Source organism: Ensifer sp., assembly GCF_031989085.1.
In the GTDB taxonomy this organism is placed as follows: domain Bacteria; phylum Pseudomonadota; class Alphaproteobacteria; order Rhizobiales; family Rhizobiaceae; genus Ensifer.
This window is the reverse complement of record NZ_DALZXU010000001.1, coordinates 113,908-134,044: the sequence shown is the minus strand read 5'-3', so window position 1 is coordinate 134,044 and position 20,137 is coordinate 113,908. Positions and strand designations below refer to the sequence as shown.

Annotated in this window: 20 protein-coding genes; 6 read left to right on the top strand and 14 right to left on the bottom strand. The window is 64.9% G+C overall.

What is annotated here, in order from left to right:
• The first annotated feature begins 36 nt into the window (after positions 1-36).
• Positions 37-744, top strand: a complete 708-nt coding sequence (locus RTP54_RS00615) for a cytochrome c family protein (RefSeq protein ID WP_312360037.1) — start codon at positions 37-39, stop codon at positions 742-744.
• Between the two features lie 97 nt (positions 745-841).
• Here the strand turns inward: RTP54_RS00615 and RTP54_RS00610 are convergent, their stop codons facing one another.
• Positions 842-1,786 (bottom strand): AEC family transporter, encoded by a 945-nt coding sequence (locus RTP54_RS00610; RefSeq protein WP_312360035.1) that lies wholly within the window; start codon positions 1,784-1,786, stop codon positions 842-844.
• Positions 1,787-1,940: 154 nt separating this feature from the next.
• Here RTP54_RS00610 and RTP54_RS00605 point away from each other — a divergent pair, with 154 nt between their 5' ends.
• The 4 genes from RTP54_RS00605 to RTP54_RS00590 all read left to right on the top strand — a co-directional run bounded on the left by RTP54_RS00605 (position 1,941) and on the right by RTP54_RS00590 (position 5,603).
• On the top strand, positions 1,941-2,213 hold the full coding sequence (locus RTP54_RS00605) for a BON domain-containing protein (protein ID WP_312360033.1): 273 nt from the start codon (positions 1,941-1,943) through the stop codon (positions 2,211-2,213).
• A gap of 238 nt (positions 2,214-2,451) precedes the next feature.
• On the top strand, positions 2,452-3,654 hold the full coding sequence (cml, locus tag RTP54_RS00600) for a CmlA/FloR family chloramphenicol efflux MFS transporter (RefSeq protein WP_312360030.1): 1,203 nt from the start codon (positions 2,452-2,454) through the stop codon (positions 3,652-3,654).
• A gap of 165 nt (positions 3,655-3,819) precedes the next feature.
• Complete coding sequence (locus RTP54_RS00595; protein WP_112809301.1) at positions 3,820-4,623, top strand: MerR family transcriptional regulator; 804 nt, start codon at positions 3,820-3,822, stop codon at positions 4,621-4,623.
• 50 nt (positions 4,624-4,673) lie between these two features.
• Positions 4,674-5,603 carry a hypothetical protein gene (locus RTP54_RS00590; RefSeq protein ID WP_312363112.1) on the top strand — a complete coding sequence of 310 codons (930 nt, stop codon included), beginning with the start codon at positions 4,674-4,676 and terminating at the stop codon, positions 5,601-5,603.
• 47 nt (positions 5,604-5,650) lie between these two features.
• On the opposite strand, the gene RTP54_RS00585 is transcribed toward RTP54_RS00590, so the two are convergent.
• A complete protein-coding gene (locus RTP54_RS00585) occupies positions 5,651-6,442 on the bottom strand; it encodes a helix-turn-helix transcriptional regulator (protein WP_312360028.1) in 792 nt (263 codons plus the stop codon).
• 86 nt (positions 6,443-6,528) lie between these two features.
• Here RTP54_RS00585 and RTP54_RS00580 point away from each other — a divergent pair, with 86 nt between their 5' ends.
• Positions 6,529-8,109: an MFS transporter gene (locus tag RTP54_RS00580; protein ID WP_312360027.1), complete on the top strand. Its 1,581-nt coding sequence runs from the start codon at positions 6,529-6,531 to the stop codon at positions 8,107-8,109.
• 34 nt (positions 8,110-8,143) lie between these two features.
• Here RTP54_RS00580 and RTP54_RS00575 read toward each other — a convergent pair whose 3' ends face one another.
• The 12 genes from RTP54_RS00575 to RTP54_RS00520 form a co-directional block, all read right to left on the bottom strand.
• Positions 8,144-8,767 carry a dihydrofolate reductase family protein gene (locus tag RTP54_RS00575; RefSeq protein ID WP_312360024.1) on the bottom strand — a complete coding sequence of 208 codons (624 nt, stop codon included), beginning with the start codon at positions 8,765-8,767 and terminating at the stop codon, positions 8,144-8,146.
• A gap of 11 nt (positions 8,768-8,778) precedes the next feature.
• Positions 8,779-9,258: an SRPBCC family protein gene (locus RTP54_RS00570; RefSeq protein WP_312360021.1), complete on the bottom strand. Its 480-nt coding sequence runs from the start codon at positions 9,256-9,258 to the stop codon at positions 8,779-8,781.
• 1 nt (position 9,259) lies between these two features.
• Positions 9,260-9,598: a metalloregulator ArsR/SmtB family transcription factor gene (locus RTP54_RS00565; RefSeq protein WP_312360018.1), complete on the bottom strand. Its 339-nt coding sequence runs from the start codon at positions 9,596-9,598 to the stop codon at positions 9,260-9,262.
• Between the two features lie 138 nt (positions 9,599-9,736).
• On the bottom strand, positions 9,737-10,258 hold the full coding sequence (locus tag RTP54_RS00560; protein WP_312360015.1) for a Clp protease N-terminal domain-containing protein: 522 nt from the start codon (positions 10,256-10,258) through the stop codon (positions 9,737-9,739).
• A gap of 8 nt (positions 10,259-10,266) precedes the next feature.
• On the bottom strand, positions 10,267-10,485 hold the full coding sequence (locus RTP54_RS00555; RefSeq protein WP_112809490.1) for a helix-turn-helix domain-containing protein: 219 nt from the start codon (positions 10,483-10,485) through the stop codon (positions 10,267-10,269).
• A 155-nt stretch (positions 10,486-10,640) separates the two neighbouring features.
• Complete coding sequence (locus RTP54_RS00550) at positions 10,641-11,783, bottom strand: serine hydrolase (RefSeq protein ID WP_312360009.1); 1,143 nt, start codon at positions 11,781-11,783, stop codon at positions 10,641-10,643.
• Positions 11,784-11,892: 109 nt separating this feature from the next.
• Complete coding sequence (locus RTP54_RS00545; protein WP_312360007.1) at positions 11,893-13,266, bottom strand: aspartate aminotransferase family protein; 1,374 nt, start codon at positions 13,264-13,266, stop codon at positions 11,893-11,895.
• Between the two features lie 137 nt (positions 13,267-13,403).
• On the bottom strand, positions 13,404-14,210 hold the full coding sequence (locus RTP54_RS00540) for a 3-keto-5-aminohexanoate cleavage protein (RefSeq protein ID WP_312360006.1): 807 nt from the start codon (positions 14,208-14,210) through the stop codon (positions 13,404-13,406).
• Positions 14,207-15,166: a 3-hydroxyacyl-CoA dehydrogenase NAD-binding domain-containing protein gene (locus RTP54_RS00535; RefSeq protein WP_312360004.1), complete on the bottom strand. Its 960-nt coding sequence runs from the start codon at positions 15,164-15,166 to the stop codon at positions 14,207-14,209. Before RTP54_RS00535 ends, RTP54_RS00540 begins: the two co-directional genes overlap by 4 nt.
• Complete coding sequence (locus RTP54_RS00530; protein WP_312360003.1) at positions 15,163-16,581, bottom strand: aminotransferase; 1,419 nt, start codon at positions 16,579-16,581, stop codon at positions 15,163-15,165. Before RTP54_RS00530 ends, RTP54_RS00535 begins: the two co-directional genes overlap by 4 nt.
• 129 nt (positions 16,582-16,710) lie before the next feature.
• Positions 16,711-18,642: an MOSC N-terminal beta barrel domain-containing protein gene (locus RTP54_RS00525; protein WP_312360002.1), complete on the bottom strand. Its 1,932-nt coding sequence runs from the start codon at positions 18,640-18,642 to the stop codon at positions 16,711-16,713.
• Positions 18,643-18,646: 4 nt separating this feature from the next.
• Entirely contained in the window at positions 18,647-20,083 is a 1,437-nt protein-coding gene (locus tag RTP54_RS00520) for an aldehyde dehydrogenase family protein (RefSeq protein WP_312363110.1), read from the bottom strand.
• Positions 20,084-20,137: the final 54 nt, after the last annotated feature.

The following is a 20,137-nucleotide window of genomic DNA, read 5'->3' as shown; positions in this document are numbered from 1 at the left end:
TTTTGTTTACGCCGGTGGCAAAGGGAGCGTTTGCAGATGAACTCATATGTGAACATGGGCGTGGGTGCCTTTCTGGGTACGGTTTTCGTTCTGATGTCCGTATCCATTGCGTCGGAAGGCATTTTCCATTCCGAGGCTCCCGAAAAGGAAGGCTTCGCGATCGTTGCCGAAGAAGGCACCGCTGACGCCGGCGCAGGCGCCCAGGAAGCGGCCGAAGTCGACATCAAGCCGTTGCTGCTGAAGGCAGACGCTGCGGCCGGCGAAACCGTGTTCAAGAAATGCGCAAGCTGTCACACCGTGGATAAGGGAGGGGCCAACAAGGTCGGCCCCAACCTGTGGGGTCTCGTCGACCGCCCGATCGCCTCGCATGAAGGTTTCAGCTATTCGGCTGGCATGAAGACCTTTGCCGAAGGCGGCAAGGTCGTCTGGGACTACGACCACCTCAGCTTCTTCATCGAAGCACCGAAGAAGCACGTTCCGGGCACCGCCATGGGCTTTGCCGGCGTCAAGAAGCCTGACGAGCGCGCCAACCTGATCGCCTATCTGCGCGAACATGCCGACACCCCGGTCGCTCTGCCAGACGCATCCGCTTCTTCCGCAGAAGCTGCACCCGCTCCTGCTGCCGAAGGTGCCGCCGAGAAGCCGGCCGAAGGCCAGCAGGCTCCGGCCGCAGCACCGGCAACCGAAGCCAAGCCGACCGAGGGCCAGGCTGCTCCGGAAGGCCAGCCGGCACCGGCGCAATAAGCCGCAGCATCTTCAAGATCCGATTTCGAGAAGCCCGGCCACCGCGCCGGGCTTTTTGCTGTCTTTCGTCTGGGAAGCCCGCGTGCCCCGCGTTGCTCTACATCAACACATAGGCCCAGGCCGAAACGCTGACGACCCCGAGTGCCGTCGTCAGGGTGATCGTCGAAGACGCCAGCGCATGTCCGACATTGAAGTGGTTGGCGATCAGCCAGGCGTTGACGCCGGTTGGCACCGCCGAGGTCAAGACGAGCGCCGTCGTCCAGTTATCGTTGAGGCCGAGTAGGTGGCAGGCGGCAAAGACGACACCCGGAAGGACGACGAGCTTCAGAAGGCTCGTCACCGTCGCGAGACCCAGATTGCCGGCAAGGCCATACTTGTCGAGCGCCATGCCAATCGAGACGAGTGCGGCTGGCGCCGCGACGGCTGCAAGCTGATCCACGACACTCTTGAGCGGGCCCACGAGCGGCTGGTCGACGAGGTGGAAGGCGGCGCCCAGGGCAAGACCGATGACGAGAGGGTTGCGCGCGAGGTTGCGGGCAACGCCGGCCAAGAGCTTCAGCGGGCTTTGCCCCGGCTTGCCGCTCACCTTGCGCTCGGCGCGCTCCATCAGCACCGTGCCGGCGATCATCATGAAAGGCAGATGCACCGACAACAGGATCGACAACGCCACGATCCCCTCCTCGCCGACGATGCGCGACACCAGCGGCAGGCCGATGAAGACCGTGTTGGCGAAGGCGGAGGAAACGCCGGCAAGCACGCCCATGCGCGCATCGCGCCCGAAGGCGAGCGTTGCCACCAGATGCCCGATGGTCCAGGTGACCGCGACACCGGAAAAATAGGCGACCCAAAGCGGCCAGGGCGAGCCGTCCTTGAAGTCTGCCTCCGCGATCGTGCGAAACAAGAGAACCGGCACCGCGACGCGAAAGACGAAATCGCCGAGCGCGTCGCCGACGGTCGGCTTCAGGTAGCCAAACCTGACGATCAGCCAGCCGGTGAGGATGAGGATGAAGACGGGCAGGACGTTCAGGAAAATATCGGACATGCATCAGCCTTGCGATCGGTCCGACAGAGATAGACCCGTTCGCGGCCCCGCCGCAAGGTTGCGGGATCCATCGGCCGCAGCCGCAGGGCCGGAGACGAAAGGCCGGAACATTCCACTATCCCCAGCGTTCCCGAACAGCACCGGGAAAAAGCCAATGCCAACAGAGAAGCCGATCTATTCGCATCAAGACGACGATCCTCACCTGAAGGATGACGATCTGGCGGGCAAGGTCCTGCGCTTCATCCGCTATGCCACCTTCATCGACACCACCGATATGGAGGTGTTCGCGCTTGGCGAAATGATCGTGCTGTCAGGCCAGGTGCCAAGCGAGGCCGATGTCGCCTGCGCGGGCGATGCGGCGCGATCGGTCATTGGCGTCGCGACCGTCGAGAACCGGCTTACGGTGAAACCCGGCCCGCAATCGTGATCCGGAAAGACCCGCGCCCAGCGGTTGTCGCTTGCCCGCTCGACTGGTATGACGGATTGCGCGTCAACCACGGCGCACAGAATTTCGATGGAGACCGGAATGGGGACGACTGAAACAGCAACCAGGTAAGCCGCAACAACTGTCCCAATCGTTGTTGCGGCGCCTGTCCGGTCACTGAATGCCCCGATATCAAGGCAGAGCGCCGCCGAATGTCATTCATTTGAGCGGATGTTTTATCGTGCCCAATCACAATTCACCTAACTGGACCTATTCGGTGCCGGCAGCGCTGCTGTTGATGGCGCCCTTCGACATCCTCGCCTCGCTGGCGATGGATATCTACCTGCCGGTCGTTCCGGCCATGCCCGGCATTCTCGGCACCACGCCGGCGGTCATCCAATTGAGCCTCAGCCTCTACATGATCGTGCTCGGCGTCGGCCAGATCGTCTTCGGACCGGTTTCCGATCGCATCGGCCGGCGCCCGGTGCTTCTCGGCGGCGCGCTTCTGTTTGCGGCGGCGTCCCTGATGATCGCTGCCACGTCGACCGCCCCGGCCTTTCTCGCGCTGCGCCTGCTGCAGGCGATCGGCGCATCGGCGGCCCTTGTCGCCACCTTCGCCACGGTTCGCGATGTCTATGCGGAGCGGCCCGAAGGCGTGACCATCTATGCTCTGTTCAGCGCCATGCTCGCCTTCGTGCCGGCGCTCGGACCGATCGCCGGTGCGCTTGTCGCCGGCCAGTACGGCTGGCGGGCGATCTTCATCACGCTCGGCCTGCTGGCGATAGGTGCCACCGCACACGCCCTCGCCCGCTGGCCGGAAACCCGACCTGTCCGCATCGACCGCCACCGGCCGTCCTTTGCGCCAATCCTGCGCAACGGCGCGTTCTGGACCTACACGCTCGGCTTCAGTGCGGCGATGGGCGCGTTCTTCGTGTTCTTCTCGACCGCGCCGCGCGTGCTGATCGACCGGGCGGGCTATTCCGAGCTCGCCTTCAGCCTGATCTTTGCGACCGCGGCCGCGGTGATGATCGTCACCACCCGCTTCGCCAAACGCCTCGTGCCGCACTGGGGCGTTGCCGGCAGTCTTGCCCGCGGCATGACGCTTCTCATGGTCGGCGCGGTGCTGCTTGTCATCGGGCAGAGCTTCGGCGTCCCGTCGTTCTCAACCTTCGTGGCGCCGATGTGGGTGATCGCCGTCGGCATCGTCTTGACCGGTTCTGTCACCGCCAATGGTGCGCTTGAGGCCTTCGGCCACGTGGCGGGAACTGCGGTCGCGCTTTATTTCTGCGTCCAGAGCCTGATCGTCGGGGTGCTCGGTACGCTGGCGGTGGTGCTGCTCGGGGGCGACACCGCCTATCCATTAGCCGGCTATTCGTCGACGATGGCCGTCGTCACGCTGGCCGCGCTCGGCTTGCTGAAGCGACAGCGGGCAGCGCGGGCCTAAGCGTATGACAGCACTGCAGGGCGTTCCGGCCATGTGGGAACGCCCTGCGGTAGACCTCCGTGCCCGCCGTCGCCCGGGGATCAATGAAGGCGCGATCACAGAGACGCGCAACGACGAAGAATAGCTCTTGACCTCGCCCCTGGGGCAAGCCCCACAGTCGACTGCATGAGCGAATCCTATCTTCTTGCCGGCCGCTTCGGGGCGGCCACACGACTTACGCCGAAGGCGCTGCGGCTCTATGCCGAGCAGGGGCTGCTGGTGCCTGCCTATACCGATCCGGCGACCGGCTATCGCTACTATGCACCGGAGCAGGCCGCCCGGGCGCGGCTGATCGCACGCCTGCGGCGCCTCGGAATTCCGGTTGGTCGCGTGGCGCAACTGATCGAACTCGATGCGACAAGCCGGCTTGCCGAATTGCGATCCTGGCTCGCGGCGCAAAACGAGCGGCTGGTTGAGCAGAGCGAACTGGTGGACGCGATCGCGCGCCAGACCGATGGCCAAGACGCCGAACTGGCGCAAGCCATCGCGATACGCGATGTGCCCGCCTGCAAGCTGATCTACCGCCAACGGCTGGTCGCGATCGATGGCCTCGATCCGTTCGTTGCCTCTGCCGAGGCAGACATACGCAGCTATCTCGGCCGCTGCGGCATTGCCAATGACGGCGCCATGACGGTGCATTTCCACGACACCGTCAGTCGCGACAGCGAGGGACTGGTGGAGGTCGCCATTGCCTATGCCGGCAGCGTCGAACCGGCCGACGATCTGCGCATCCGCCTTCAGGCGACACGGCGCGAGGTCTATCTGCCGGTGCCGCCATCCTACGAAGCCTTCCCGCGGATACTGCGGGTCTACGACGCCATCGAGGCCTGGCTCGATGCGCAAAGCGACATCAACGGCAGCGGCAGCCCTTACGAGATCACCCCGGGTAGCCACGGCGCATCCTTCGACGTCGCCTACCCGATCACCTGAATCACCTCCCACGATCCAACGTCTCAAACGATCCAGAAGGACCGATGACCATGACGCCTTTCGCCTATACGGGCTCCGGCCCCTATTGCTACGCCAACTCTTTTGCGATGATGTTCGGCGGGCAGGCGCCTTCCACCGCGGTGATCGAGTTTGCCACCGGCAGTCCGTTCGGCATGCAGATGCTCGGCGGCACCCTGCCCTTTTTCGACCCCTATGGCTGGGATCCGGAGGCCGGTTCCGAGGGCGCGCTTGCCGCGCTCGGCTGGACATCGACCTTGAGCAAAGGCGGCGATGCCGACGATGCGCTTTCGCGCCTGCGCTCGGCCCTCAAGGACGGGCCGGTCTGGATCGGCCCGGTCGAGATGGGGCACCTGCGCCACCAGCCCGGCATGAGCGGGCCGATCGAGGCCGACCACTATGTCGTCGTGCTCGAACTGGACGAGGACAGCGTGCTGATGCACGATCCGCACGGCCATCCCTATGTGCGCCTGCCGCTTGCCAACTTCATGGCAGCCTGGCGCGCCGACACGCTGACCTATGGGGATGCCTATACGATGCGCACCGATTTCGTCCGTATTGCCGAGATTTCGGAGGTCGAGACGATCCGGGCGTCGATCCCCGCTGCCATCCACTGGCTGTCGATGGAGACAACCCTGCCTGTTCCCCCGGGGACGCTCGGCAATTCGCGAGCCGCGGAAGCGCTTGCCGCACGCATCGAGACGAATTGCGACAAGGGATTGCGCGCGCACATGGTCCACTTTGCCGTCGGCGTCGGCGCCCGTCGCGCGGCCGACGCGGCCGCCTGCCTTGCACGGGCGGGCTATCGGAAGGGGGCGCGCATTGCCGATGAACAGGCCCGGCTCATCGGCGCGCTGCAGCATCCGCTGGTCGTGCACAAGGATGCGGCAGCGGCCGCCATTCTGCGCGACCTCGCCCCGACCTATGACCGCATGAAGGCGGCGCTGGAGCACGACGGATAAGCCGGCTCCCGACAAACGTGGCACGGCCGCCGCAGCGAGCGGCCGCGCTACTGCCTGAAATAGACGACCATCCTGAGGTGCCGGTACGCGTCGACGGTCAGCACTTCATGCTTGAAAGCCCGCGGGGCATCGCCGCCATCGAGCATGGCCTCGATGCCCCGCGCGCAGCTTTCCACGCCCGGCTCGTCGAACCAGCGGCGGAAATCGGGCGACAACCGCCTCAGCTCGTCGACGAGCTGAAGCATCGCCGGATCGTCGGGCGCGGTCGCCAGATCATAGCGAAACTGCGCCAGCAGCTTCGGCGCCTCGTCTCGCCAGTGGAGGAGCCGTTGGCGGAACTGCGGATCGGCGAAGATCAACCGCATGATGTTGCGATCCGATCGCGCGCGGCCGGTAAAGGCAAACAGGGCATCGGCAGGCCCGTTCCACGCGACGACGTCCCAGCGCAGGTTGAAGACATAGGCAGGCCGGGCGGAGAGATCGTCGAGCAATTGCTGGATCAGCGGGCTGACCGATGGCCACTGATAGGCTTCCGGTGGCGGCGGCCGCCTGTGCGCCAGCAGGAACAGGTGGCTGCACTCGGCATCATCCAGCTTCAACGCCTTCGCCACCTTGAGCAGAAAACTCTCCGAAACCTGAATATCCCGCCCCTGCTCGAACCAGGTGTACCAGGTGAGCCCGACGCCCGCGAGGGACGCCACTTCCTCACGCCTCAGCCCCGGGGTGCGGCGGTGGCCGGTGGCCGGCAGGCCCGCGTCGAGGGGAGTGAGTTTCTTGCGGTGGCGCGTCAGGAATGCAGAGAGATCGGCTCGCGTGCGCGAAAGCGTGCGGTCGGACATGGCTATTGCCTCTGGTAACAGGATAATTTCCCATATTGTAACAGGATGATTGCATCTGGAAAGTCTGCCGACAACAAGGAGGCAACATGACTTCCCAGTGCGAATTCCACGACACGATTTCCGACAATGCCACAGGCGCAGCCCGGACACGCGCCGCCACGGCCGGCGCCCGAGAATGGCTCGGGCTCGCCCTCCTGGCGCTGCCGACCATCCTGCTCGGCCTCGATCTGACCCTGCTTCATCTGGCGCTGCCGGCGCTGGCCGCCGACCTGCAGCCGACGAGCACCGAGGCGCTCTGGATCATGGATGCCTACGGCTTCATGATCGCCGGTTTCCTCATCACCATGGGAACCCTCGGTGATCGCATCGGACGGCGCAGGCTGCTGATGATCGGTGCGGCGGCCTTTGCCGTGGCCTCGACGATCGCCGCCTTTTCCACCACCGCCGCGATGCTCATCGCGGCCCGGGCGCTGCTGGGCATTGCGGGTGCGACCCTGATGCCCTCGACGCTGGCGCTCATCACCAACATGTTTGCCGATCCGCGCCAGCGCGCCCTTGGCTTCGGCATCTGGGCGACGATGTTCGCGCTCGGCATGGCGCTCGGCCCCGTCGTCGGCGGAGGACTGCTGGCGCATTTCTGGTGGGGGGCCGCCTTTCTGATCGCCGTGCCCGTCGTCGGCCTACTACTTATCCTGGCGCCCGTGCTTCTGCCGGAATATCGCGCGCCACGGGCCGGCGCGCTGGACCTGGCAAGCGTCGGCCTGTCGCTCGCCGCCATGCTGCCGGTGATCTATGGCATCAAGCAGATCGCCAAAGGCGGTCTTGGTCCAGATCCGGTGGCGGGTATCGTGGTCGGCCTTGTCTTTGCCGCCCTGTTCGTGCGCCGCCAGCGGCGCCTTGCCGATCCGCTGCTCGACATTTCGCTGTTTGCCGACAGGGCCTTCAGCGTCGCGTTGATCGTGCTCCTCTTCGGCCTCGTTGCCGTCGGCGGCACGATGCTGCTGGTGACCCAGTATCTGCAACTCGTGGCCGGTTTCTCGCCGCTCGTCGCCGGTCTCTGGATGGGGCCGCCGGCCCTTGCCATGGTTGCGGCCGGTATTGCCGCACCGCTGATTGCGCGGCGCGTTCGCCCCGGTTTCGTGGTGGCCGGCGCGCTGGGGCTCTCGGTTCCCGGCTATCTGATGCTGAGCCAGGTGGCCGGTGACGCTTCCGGAGCGATTATCGCCGTCGCCGGATTTTCGCTTGCCTATCTCGGACTGGGCACGATCGCAGCGCTCGGCACCGACCTCGTGGTCGGATCGGCGCCGTCCGAAAAGGCAGGTTCGGCCGCGGCGCTCTCCGAAACGGTTCAGGACCTCGGCATCTCGCTCGGCATCGCCATACTGGGCAGCCTTGCGACCGCCATCTACCGCAGCGCCATCCTCGACCGCATTCCGGCGGGTCTGAGCGACGACGTCCGGGGGGCGGTCGCCGACAGCCTGTGGGCCGCCTCTGCGGCCGGCCTGTCCCTGCCGGCCGGGCTGATCATGGAGGCACAGGCGGCGTTCATGGCAGGGTTTTCCAGCGCCGCCATGGTCAGTGCCGCCGGCGTCTGCATTCTCGCCGTTCTTGCCGCCGTCCTGCTGCGGGCGGTCGGTGTCGTCGGCGACGGTCAGGCGCACGAATGAAACAGGGCCCGCCGTTAAGCCGGGCGGCGCGGCGTCAAACCAGCAGTTCGGAAAAGCTCGCCGCCCGCTCCGCGCCCTGGTCCTTGAGCGGCTCGTAATGCAGACCGACGACGCCGTTCGCATAGGTCTGCGTGCCGATCAGGCGCAGGTCGTACCGTTGCGAAAGCCCGCAAAACCATGAAACGCCCGGCGATGTGACGGGATAGACGAAGAAGTGGAAGGCGTCGACGAGACCGAGGCCGACAACGCTCCGCGCCAGGCTCGCACCGCCCGAAAGGTGGATGTCGCCGCCCGGCCGCGCTTTCAAATCGCGAAGGCAGGCGGCCAGTGCCGCGTCGTCGGCCGCAACGACCTGATCGACATTATGCCACTCTGTCAGAGCCTGCGACCCCGAGCGCGAGAAGACCAGTTTGCGATAGTCGTGCATGCGCCGCGCCATCTTGCGGTTGGTTTCGGTGCCGACCTCTTCCGACAGGGCCCCCGGCCAATAGGCTGCCATCTCCTCGTAGGTGACACGGCCGACGAGCACGGTGTCATAGGCGGCGTAGAGCCGGTCGATCGCCTGGTACTGGTCGTCGCCGACGGTGCCCATCCAGGCGAGCGGATCGTCGAGGCGTCCGTTGAGCGTCGTCATCATCTGCAGGACAATCTTGCGCATGCGAGCCTCCGCTATTGGATCTTGCCCTCCACGAGCCGGGCGAGCTGGCCGATGACCGTGCCCCAGCCATCGTGGAAGCCCATTTCTTCGTGCATGTTTCGATCAGCATTGCTGCGGTGCATGACATGGGCGGCATAGTCTGTGCCCTCGGGATGATCCTTGAGCGTGATGATCGCCGTCATGAAAGGGTTTTCGGCCGGGCGCCATCCGGCAACCAGCGAATTGGTGAAGACGATGCGCGCGTGGTCGTCGACGGCCAGAAAACAGGCATCCAGATGCGGCACGAAAGCGCCGCCGCCCTCGCTGATCCGGGTGACGAAGGCGCCGCCCGGCCTCAGATCCATATCGACCACCTGGCACCGGGCCGGCGCCGGCACCCACCATTGTTCGAAGCGGGCTGGATCGGTCCAGGCATGCCAGATCACCGACCGCGGCGCCTTGATCAGGCGCGATATCGTCAGGTCGAGATCGGGGTCGGGAGAGCGGATCATGTCATTTCTCCTTGTTTTCTGCAGATGTGACGAACTGCTCCAGCCGATCGGTGCGGCCTTGCCAGAGCGCACGCTGCGTCGACATCCACGCTTCGATCGCGGCAAAGCGGCTTTCCTCGATGGCGCAGGTGCGCACCCGACCCTGCTTCTGCGTGCGGATCAGGCCGCTGCCTTCAAGGGCGTGGATGTGCTTCATGAATGATGGCAGGGCCATGCTGAAGGGTCCTGCCAGATCGCTGATGCTGGCGGGACCGCGCCCGAGCCTTGCCAGCACCGCGCGTCGTGTCGGATCGGCCAGAGCCTGGAAAATGCCGTCGAGTGGATCTGAATACTGTTCCATAAGGCTAAGTATCACATGCCGACACTTAGCGCAATGGATTAGTATTCAGCTGCGACGATCAGCCGGCGGGGTCGATCGCTGTCGCGGTGAGGTCGGCGCACAGGATCCGGCCGGAGCAAAACGATACGCTGCGACGGATCAACGCGCATTGCGCCATGCATCGCCTTCCGCCTCGGCTGCGGCCCTGAGGGCAGCGGGTTCGACGCCCATCAGGCGCAAGGCGCGCGCGGCGACGCCTCGATCGAGACCGGCGACCTTTGCCACCACATCGGCACCGAGCAACGGCCCTCGACCTGCCCGGTCGGCCGCCAGTGCCTGCATCACCTCTTCTCCCGAGGGGGCCGCAGCATAGGCACCACGATTGCTGGGCAACGGTGCCTGCGCCTGTGCAAGCTCGGCTGCGATCCTGGGATCGAGGCCGAGTGGACGAAGCGCCTCGGCGTATTGGCGCTGAATGGCCTGCGGAAGACCGGACGCGTCGACGCCGACGCGCTCGAATGACCGACCCGCCGTCCCGTCCGGCAGATCGAGAGCGGCCAGCAGGAAGTGCTCCGCTCCCGGAGCACGCTGCTGGTCTTGCAAGGCGTGCCGCTCCGCGCCTTCACAAAGCGCCTTTAGCGTGCCGATATCGTTGAGACGCTGCTTGATCAGCTTGAACATGGAGCTCCCTATCGCCTGTTGACCGTGACGAGATCCGACAATCGCTTGTGTGCCGCCTGCTTCGAGATTCCGAGGCACTGCGCAACCCTTGCCCACGACCACCCCTTTTCCAGCGCCGCCGCGACGGCCTGGCGCTCCAGGCTGTCAGCGAGCCTTCGGAGCGCCACGACGGTGGCAAGCGTTTCGGCGGGATCTTCGGACGGCTGAAAGGCATCGGGATCAATCATGCCGTCAACGTTAGTTGACGATATGCGCGCCGTCAACTCAGGTTGACGAGCCGACGGCGTGCGCCAATGAACGCACGACGTCGCGGCCCGCAACATTCAGCTGGCGTCACGCCCGTGGTTCATCCAGAGGCCTCCTCGACAGGCTGATCCGAACGTCACGCCTTGCTGACGTCGCGCAACATGGCGATGACGACGTGGTCGAGCTCCTCGTTGCTCGGCAGGGGTTCAGCCGAAAGCCGCACGATGACCGTTTCGGTGGCTGGGTCGATCCACAGCCATTGGCCGTGAATGCCGATGCCAGCCACAACGCCGTGCCCGTCCTCATAAAAATAGGAGCGGTAGCTGCCGCCGTCGAAGAGGTAAGCCTGGTCCCCATCGGCCCAGATCTGGCGATCTCCGCCGCGCCAGAGCGCAGCAACGCGGTCGGCGGGGACAACGCCGAGACCGCCGAGGCGCAGCATTTCGCCGACCCGCGCAAGATCGCGTGCCGTTGCCGACATGCCACCCCCGGCCCGCGCCGTGCCGGCGCGATCAACCGTGATGTGGGCGTCGGAATGGGCGCCGATCGGCAGCCAGATCATGTCGCGAACGAGGTCTGCGAAGCGGGAACCGGTGATCACTTCCAGCAGGATGCCGGCAAGGTCGGTGTTGATGGAGTGGTAGGAATGGCAGGTCCCGTGCGCGTGGGCCGCCCTCTCTATGCTGGCCAGGAAAGGCCGCAGATCAGGCGCTGTCTCGCCCGGCTTTTCCGGGTTCCAAAGCATGGCGCGGCGATAGCGATCGAAGGCGCCGCTGGTATCGAGAAAATCGTCGGTGAACTGGACGCTGACCTGCATGTCGAACAGGTGCCGAAGGCTGACATCGCCATAGGCGGAGCCGATCATATCGGGCATGTGGTCGCCGACCAGATCGTCGAAAGAGAGCTTGCCCTGTTCGGCAAGGATTTCGGCGATCAGCCCGGTGATCGATTTGGTGATCGAGAACAGCAGGTGTGGCTGGGCGGGATCGTAGTGGGGGGCATACCACTCCGCCTCGATCACGCCCTTGCGCATCACGACAAAGGCGTCAGTGGAGTTTTGTGTCAGGAATTCCGGCAGCGTCACCATCGCTCCTGAGAGCGACTGAACCGGAAGAGTGGCCAAAGCCCCGAGATCAAGGGGCGCTGTTTCAGCCTGGCGCCTGGAGGCGATGATGGCGGACGGGACCAATTCGCAGGCATTTTGAAACGCCCATTGCGAATAGGGCAAGGTACGCCAATTGCTCAGCGTGACATCGCGACGATTGAATGGCTGCGTCATTGGATAGGATCTCCACTTGTCATCTGTCAGAACCTTGTCGGACGGCGATCAGCCCGCTTTGTCGGGGCCGACAGAGATGCGGGCCGGCGCCTGGCCGACCCGCATCAGTTCAGGCCTGCAGCTCGGCCAGGGCGCTATCGAGCGCTTTCGACAGGCGGTCTGCGGCCAGATCGATGGTCGCGCGGTCCCAGGTCAGGGGCGGAGCCATGATGATGGAGCTGCCGACCGCGCGCACCATCAAGCCATTGGCGATCGCGTAATCGCGCACCTTGGAGCCGGCGATGCCGGACGGCATGTAACGCGCGCGGGTTGCCTTGTCGCTGACGAGTTCGACCGCCGCCATCAGCCCGACGCTGCGCACTTCGCCGACCAACGGATGGCTGGCGATCCGCTCCTTGAGCACCGTTTCAAGATAGGGGCCGGTATCTTCGCGAACGCGGTCGATCAGTCCTTCCCGCTCGATGATTTCAAGGTTCTTGAGCGCCACGGCGCAGCAGACCGGGTGAGCCGAATAGGTGTAGCCGTGGAAGAATTCCCCGCCCTTTTCGACCAGCGTGTTGGCGATCCGGTCACCCACCAGCAGTGCGGAGAGTGGCTGGTAGCCCGATGTCAGCGCCTTGGCGGTCGTGATGGTATCGGCCTTGATCCCGAAGGTCTGAGCCGCGAACCAATTGCCGGTGCGGCCGTAGCCGGTGATGACTTCGTCGAGCATCAGCAGCACGTCATACTTGGCGCAAATGCGCTGGATTTCCGGCCAATAACTGGCGGGCGGGATCTTGACGCCGCCGGCGCCGAGAATGGGCTCGCCGATAAAGGCCGCGACCTTGTCTGCTCCGGCCGTAAGGATCGCGTCCTCGACGGCACGGGCGGCGCGCAGACCGAAATCGTGATCGCTCTCACCGGCCCTTGCCAGCTCGAACGCATAGGGCGGCATGACATGGACGATGTTCGGCACAGCACCATTGAGCTGGTTGTGCATGTCCGGCATGCCGCTGAGCGATGCGCCGGCAATGGTCGAGCCGTGATAGCCGTACGTACGGGCGATCACCATGTTCTTCTCCGGCTTGCCTTCGAGCGCCCAGAAGTGACGCACAAGGCGCAGAGCCGTATCGTTGGCCTCCGAGCCTGACGTGCCGAAGAACACCTGGTTCATATTGTCAGGGGCGATTTCCGTCAGTTTGGCGGCCAGCATGACCGGTGCCGGCGTCGAGCACCGGAAAAAGGAATTGTAGAACGGCAGTTCTTCCATCTGCTGGGCCGCGGCATTGGCCAGTTCCTTGCGCCCGTATCCGACGTTGACGCACCAGAGGCCGGCCATGCCGTCAAGCAGCTCGAGGCCTTCGGTATCGTAGATATAGGAGCCCTCACCGCGCACGATCATGCGGGCGCCATTGGCACGCAGTTCCTTGTGGTCGGTAAAGGGGTGCAAGTGGTGGGTGTCGGCCTGCTGCAGTTGCTGGCGGGAATAACCGGTCTTGGTCATCACATTATCCTGATTGCTATCTTTGAAAATCGGTCGGGAGCGCGCTCAGGAATGGACGGGCGGCGAATAGCCGATGCGGGCGCATAGGCGCAGCAGTTCAAAACGCCGGCAGCTTGGCGAAGGGGTTGAGACGGCGATCATGATTGGGCAACGCCTTGATGGAGGGTTGATGGAAGCGTGTCGGCGATCTGCCGGATAGCTGCAACGCGCGATTGATTTGAGGGAGCCAGACTGCCATCGGCGTGAAGCAGGTTGTTTTCAAAGCCAACCCGCACCTTGCCTCCTGCTCGCAGCGCCGTCGCCAGGCATTCGGTTTCCCCCTGCCCGAAGGCGCAGACCATCCAATCGGGCGCCTTGGCCAGATGAGATGCACCCGTCAGGAAGGGGTCGAGATCCGAAGGCGCGCTTTGCTGACCCGACGTATAGCGTCCCAGAACGTAGAGCAGCGAAAGACCGCTCCCGTCCACGGCACCGGATTGGATCATGCCGCCAAGCCGCTGCAGATCCGCGGCGTCATAGAGAATATGCTGCACGGCGATGCCGGCATGGGCGCACCAGGCATAGAACTGCGCCGCACGCATCTCGTCCGCGCTGGTCGGAGCGATCTCGCGCAATGCAATCGAAATGGCGGCTGGACGCAGGTCGCGCACGAGCTGGATCTGCTGCGGTGGCTCATAGCGCCCGACCGCTTCGGTCGAGACCTGCACCAGCAAACCCGGCGCCTGTTCGGCGATCATTTCCATGACGCGACGATAGCGCTCAGCCTCAAGCAAGTGCCCGCCCGCGTCGTCGCGCACATGCACGTGAATTGCACCAGCACCCGCCAGTTGACACGCCCGGGCCGTCTGCGCGATCTCGCGCGGCGTCATCGGCAGCTGGGGATGGTCAGTCTTGGTGCGGCGGGCGCCCGTTGGAGCCACCATGATCTGTGGCAAGGTCATCATGACGTTTCGTCCAGCGCCTGCAGGACTGCGATCAGCCTCCGATCCCGCGCACTCGCCAGGTCGGCGATAGAGCGACTGCCGGCTTCGTCGGTGACGCCCGCCACCAGCAGCTCACGCGTGCGGCCGTCGAGCACCGGCGCACCCAGCTCGGCCCAGCGGGCCTCCTGTGCCGGCCCCAGATGAGCGAGATAGTCTGCCATGCCGCCTTCGCCACCACCGAGATGATAGAGCATATGTGGACCATCCACGGCCCAGCGCAGACCGGGACCGAAGCGGATCGCCCGGTCCACGTCTTCGACGCTGGCGATGCCTTCGGCGACAATGTGCACGGCTTCACGCCAGAGGGCCGAGCTCATTCGGTTGGCGACGTGGCCCCGGGCTTCCCTAATGACGCGGATAGGCGCTTTGCCCAGCGATACGAACCACAGATAGGCGGCGTCCTGGGCCTCCGGCGCGGTCTTGTCGCCGCGCACCAGCTCCACCAACGGCACGAGATGGGGCGGATTGAACGGATGGGCCACCATGACCCGCTGAGGATGCTTGCAGTCGCGCTGCAGATCGGTCGCGCGCAAGGACGAGGTGCTTGAGCCGATCAGCACGTCGGGCGCTGCGGCTGCGTCGATCCGCGCCAGCAAGCTCCGCTTCAGGTCCAGGACTTCAGGCGCGTTTTCCTGAACATAATCGGCCCGCGCGACGGCATCCTCGAGCTCAGTGCAGAATTCCAGCGCGGCGGCGGACATCGCCGGCAGTGGCGCCAGCGGGGCCAGTTGCGCCAGGTCCGCCAGTGCCCGCTCGACGATCGGACGAATGGTAGCCTCCGCATCCGGTCGTGGATCGTGGACGCGCACCGCCAGGCCACGACTGAGAAAGAACGCTATCCATGACCCGCCGATGAGACCGCCGCCGATGATGGCGACAGTCGCAATGCGATCTGACCGGAATTGGGGCTCGCTCAAAGATGCCCCTCCGCGCGCAGTTCGGCGGCGACCTCATTGATGGCCTCGCCAAGGCCGACGGCCAGCGCTGCCAGTTCTGCCTCGCTGACGATGAAAGGAGGCGAGAGCGCAATCGTGTCGGAATTGGGCAGAGCCCGCACGAGACTGCCACGGCGGCGGGCCGCAAGGGACACACGCCCGGCGACCTTGAGCGCCGGGGAAAAGGCCGCCTTGCTCGCCTGATCGGCGACGAGTTCCACGCCCAGCATCAATCCGGCGGACCTGATATCGCCGACGAGTTGCAGCCCGGATAGGGTGTCGCGGAACAGACGCACAAAGACCGGCGCGATCTCGGCGACACGGTCGACCAGCCCCTCCCTTTCCAGGATGTCGAGATTGGCCATGGCGGCCGCAGCACAGGTCGGGTGACCCGAATAGGTGAAGCCATGGGCAAAGACCCGGCCGTCGGCGGAGGCCTCCTCGAAAACCGACCATATCTTGTCGCCGACCAGCACCGCCGACAGCGGAAGATAGCCACTTGTGAGCCCTTTGGCGGTCAGGATGAGGTCGGGCTGCATGCCGTAGAGTTGCGAACCGAACCATGCGCCGAGGCGTCCGAAGCCGGTGATGACCTCGTCGGCGACGAGCCGCACGTCGTAGCGGTCGAGCACGGCACGGATGGCCTGAAAGTAGCCCTCGGGCGGCGGCAGCACACCACCCGTGCCCATGACGGGTTCGGCGATGAAGCCGGCAACGGTATCGGGGCCCTCGGCAAGGATCATGTCCTCGATTTCGCGTGCCAGCAGCGCGGAATATTCAACTTCGCTGCGGCACTGCCGGGCTGGCGCGTCGCGATAGACGTCAGGCCGCGAGACGTGACGCGCGAAATCCAGCGGCAGGCCGAAATGCTGATGCACCATCGGCACGCCGGACAGGCTGCCGGAGGCGACCGACACGCCGTGATAGGCATAAGCGCGCGAGATGATCTTGCGCTTTTCCGGCTTGCCGCGGCAGATGTTGTAGCTCCAGAGCATCTTGACGGCCGTGTCGTTGGCATCCGAACCCGAGGAGCCGTAAAACACCCGCTTCATGCCCGCGGGCGCCAGACGCAGCAGCCGCTCGGACAAGGCAATGCTGGGAGCGTTGCTGATGCCGTTGAACGAATGAAAATACGGCAGCTCGCGTGATTGGGCAGCGATAGCGGATGAAATTTCTTCGCGGCCATAGCCGACATTGACGCACCAGAGGCCGGCGGCACCGTCGAGATAGGTCCGGCCATCGACATCGGTGATGGAGCAACCATTGGCCCGCGCCATGACGATGGGGCTGCCGGCGCGCTGGTCCTTGATCGCGGTGAACGGGTGGAAGAAGGAAGAGCGATCCTGCTCCTTCAGATGGTCGATACCCGCAGCGGCACCATCAAACGCACTCTCCATCACACCCTCCCATCCTCGAACCGGACATTGCATTTCTGCAGATCCGACCATCCCTGATTGCTTCTATATAATGCGATCGCAGATCGCACAATGCTACCAAAGAAAGTTCATGCTCAGACAAGCAAAATTCTAGAGTTCGACCTCGACAACGCCAACCGGATTGGTGGTGCAGGCCAACACGTAACCGTCTTGCTTGTCTTGTTCCGACAGGGCATTTCGAGCCGGATCGGCGCAGTTTTCGGCCAGCTGCCACTGACCGGAGCGCACGCGGCAACGGCAGGAACCGCAAATGCCCGCCTCGCAGTCTGATGACATCGAGATGCCCCGGTCTCGCGCCAGTTCGAGCAGTGTGCGGGCGCCTTCGCCTTGCGACGTCTGGCCGCTCTTGAGGAAAGCGACGTCGTAGGAGGCGATCGGCGGCAACTGGCTTGCTGCGATGCTTCCGCCGCCAAAGCTCTCTTCCGCATAGAGGCCGGAAATCGGTGCCGGCCAGCTGGAATGCAGCTCGCGCACCAGCGCGCGAAAGCCGTCCGGTCCGCAACACAGGACCGAGCGCCGGCCAAGGTCGGGAGCAACAGTGGCCAGCATGGCCATATCGAGGCGCCCGAGATGGATATTGCCGGCAGATCCCGCGCCGCGCCCCTCGCCCGTGACATTCCAGGATACCGTGAGCGATCCGACCATTTGGCGCCGCAGCACCTCCAGTTCGCGCCGGAACGGCAGGTCAGCTTCGCTGCGGCTACTGTGATGGAAAATGACATCTCGATCGAGGTTGTGGTCGGCAATGTAACGCAGCATGGCAATCATCGGCGTGATGCCGCTGCCGGCCGAAATCATGAGAATGCCGTGCCCGTCGATGGCGGAGCCGAGGTGGAACTTACCGGCCGGGCTTTGGGCGCGCAGGCGATCGCCGATCTGCAGATTGTCATGCAGATGATTGGATACGAGGCCATCCGCCACGCGCTTGACCGTGATGGAAAGGTGCGAGGGACGCGATGGCGAGGACGAGATCGTGTAGTTCCGGCGCGTCTCCTTGCCGTCGATCGCCGGGAAGATGGCGATGTACTGCCCGGGCAGATAATCGACCGGCCGGTCCGCGGCAAAGCGAAAGGTCGTCATGTCAGCGCTTTCCCGGATCCGGGCGACGCAGGTCAGCATCAGTTCCGAGCGCTTGCCGCTCGCTGCCGGCCGAGCCAGGGGAGCCAAGGATTTCGGCGCGACGAGCGGCGGCCCGGACAGGACGGGCGGCACCTTGCGGGTGAGGACCTCGATCGGATCGCCTGCGAACACGCGACCGGTCGAGCGCGGCACAAGAAATTGGCCGAAATAGACCTTGCCGTCCGCGCCGCGCCGGTGACGCACCAGAACCGAAAGGGGCTCGCGCTCCGGGTCGGCAGCGCCGCTTTCGGGATCGAGCGTGATCATGACGCAGCGGTCGCAGGGCCCGGCAGCCGTAAACTCGACACCGCCGATACGAATGGTGTCCCATTCGTCTTCATCGAAGGCCGAAGCACCGTCGACGATCAGATTGCCCCGGAAGCGCGCCATGTCGACGGGGGTTTCGAGTTGGGCATTGACTGCGGCAAGCGACGCGGCATTGACCAGCAGCAAGGGCGCGGTATCGGCGAAGCTCACCGGACCGCCCTCAGCCAACCCCGCTTGCCGCTCGGTGTCCCAGCGTTCGACAGCCAGGCGGCACGAACGCCCGAGCAGCGACGTCATCCAGGCTGAGGCGGCGTCGCCGCCATCCAGGGTCGCCACCACATCGCCCCATACGCTGGTCTGCTGCGCCATCGGGAGCAACTCCGACAGCGCTATCGTCAACGGCGCCATTGCCGGTGCCGTCAGCACCACTTCGTCCTGATCGAGCTGCACGTTGACCGTCAGCAGAGCCGGCGCCGTTCGCGCGGTCAGCGCGGCGCCATCCGCATCGACGACCATCATCCGACGGTCACCGACCAGGCCCTTCGCCTCCAGCCGGGCACTGGCGACGGCAACGCCACCGGCCGACTTCAGCGGATAGATATGGATGCTGCCGAGCCGGGCGCGGTTGGTGTCCATGCCCCTACCAGCCCTCGTAGGACGTCTTGACGGTGGTATAGAATTCCTTGGCGTAGGCACCCTGTTCGCGTGGCCCGTAGTTGGACGCCTTGGTGCCGCCAAACGGCACGTGGAAGTCGACGCCGGCCGTGGGTACGTTGACCATCACCATGCCGCTGCGGGCATGGCGCTTGAAGTGCTCGGCATATTTGATCGACGTCGTGGCGATCCCCGCCGAGAGGCCGAACTCGGTATCCTGGGACACGGCCAGCGCCTCCTCGTAATCCTCGACACGAATGAGGCAGGCAACCGGACCGAACACTTCCTCCTGATTGATCCGCATGGCGTTGTGCGTTCCCGAAAACAGGGCAGGCTGCAGGAAAAAGCCCCTGGTCGGCCGCTCGACCAGTTCGCCACCGGCCTCGAGTATCCCACCCTCGCCTTTGGCGATCGCTATGTAGTCGAGGTCTTGCTGCAACTGCCGTGCGTCGACCACGGGACCGACCTGAGTGGCCGCATCCAGCGCATGACCCACGCGAATGTCGGCGATCCGCCGACGCAACGCATCCATCAGGCGGTCATGGATGCCCCTCGTCGCGATGATCCGGCTCGACGCGGTGCAGCGCTGGCCGGTGGAATAATAGGACCCGCTGACAACGGCTTCGACGGCCGTATCGAGATCGGCATCGTCGAGCACGACATAGGGGTTCTTGCCACCCATTTCGGCCTGGATGCGCGCGCCGCGCCCGGCGACCGTCGCAATGGCGGCGCGACCGGTCGCGACCGACCCCGTGAACGACACGGCGTCGACGCCGCGGTGCGCCATGATCGCCTGCCCGACCACGCGGCCGGGGCCCATGACCAGGTTGAGCACACCGGCCGGCAGGCCCGAGCGATGCAGGATATCGACCAGGGCCCAGGCCGAGGCAGGAACGAGGTCGGCCGGTTTGAACACCACCGTGTTGCCATAGGCGAGCGCGGGGGCGATCTTCCAGGCCGGGATCGCGATCGGGAAGTTCCATGGCGTCACGATGCCGATGACGCCGACAGGCTCCCGCGTGACCTCCGCCTTGACGCCGGCACGCACGGAAGGCAGCACGTCGCCAGGGTTGCGCAGGGCTTCGCCCGCCATGTATTTGAACACCATGCCGGCGCGCTGCACCTCGGCACGCCCCTCGGCGCTGATCTTGCCTTCCTCCCGGCTCAGCAGGTCGCCCAGCTCGTCACGCCGGGCCAGTATTTCCGTCGCGGCACGATCGAGGATCTCAAAACGCTGCTGGGGCGTCGACATCGCCCACGCCGGAAACGCCTTGCGCGCCGCATCCACGGCCGCATCGACGCAGGCTTTCGTACCGCTTGCATAGAGCCCGACGGTCTCATCGATATCGGAAGGGTTGCGGTTCTCGCGCACCTCGTCGCCGCCGATCCACGCACCACCGATCAGGTTGGGGCGAACTGCCATCACATCCATTGCCTATCCGCCCCGCCTGGCTGCCGAAAAGATTATGCCAGCCAG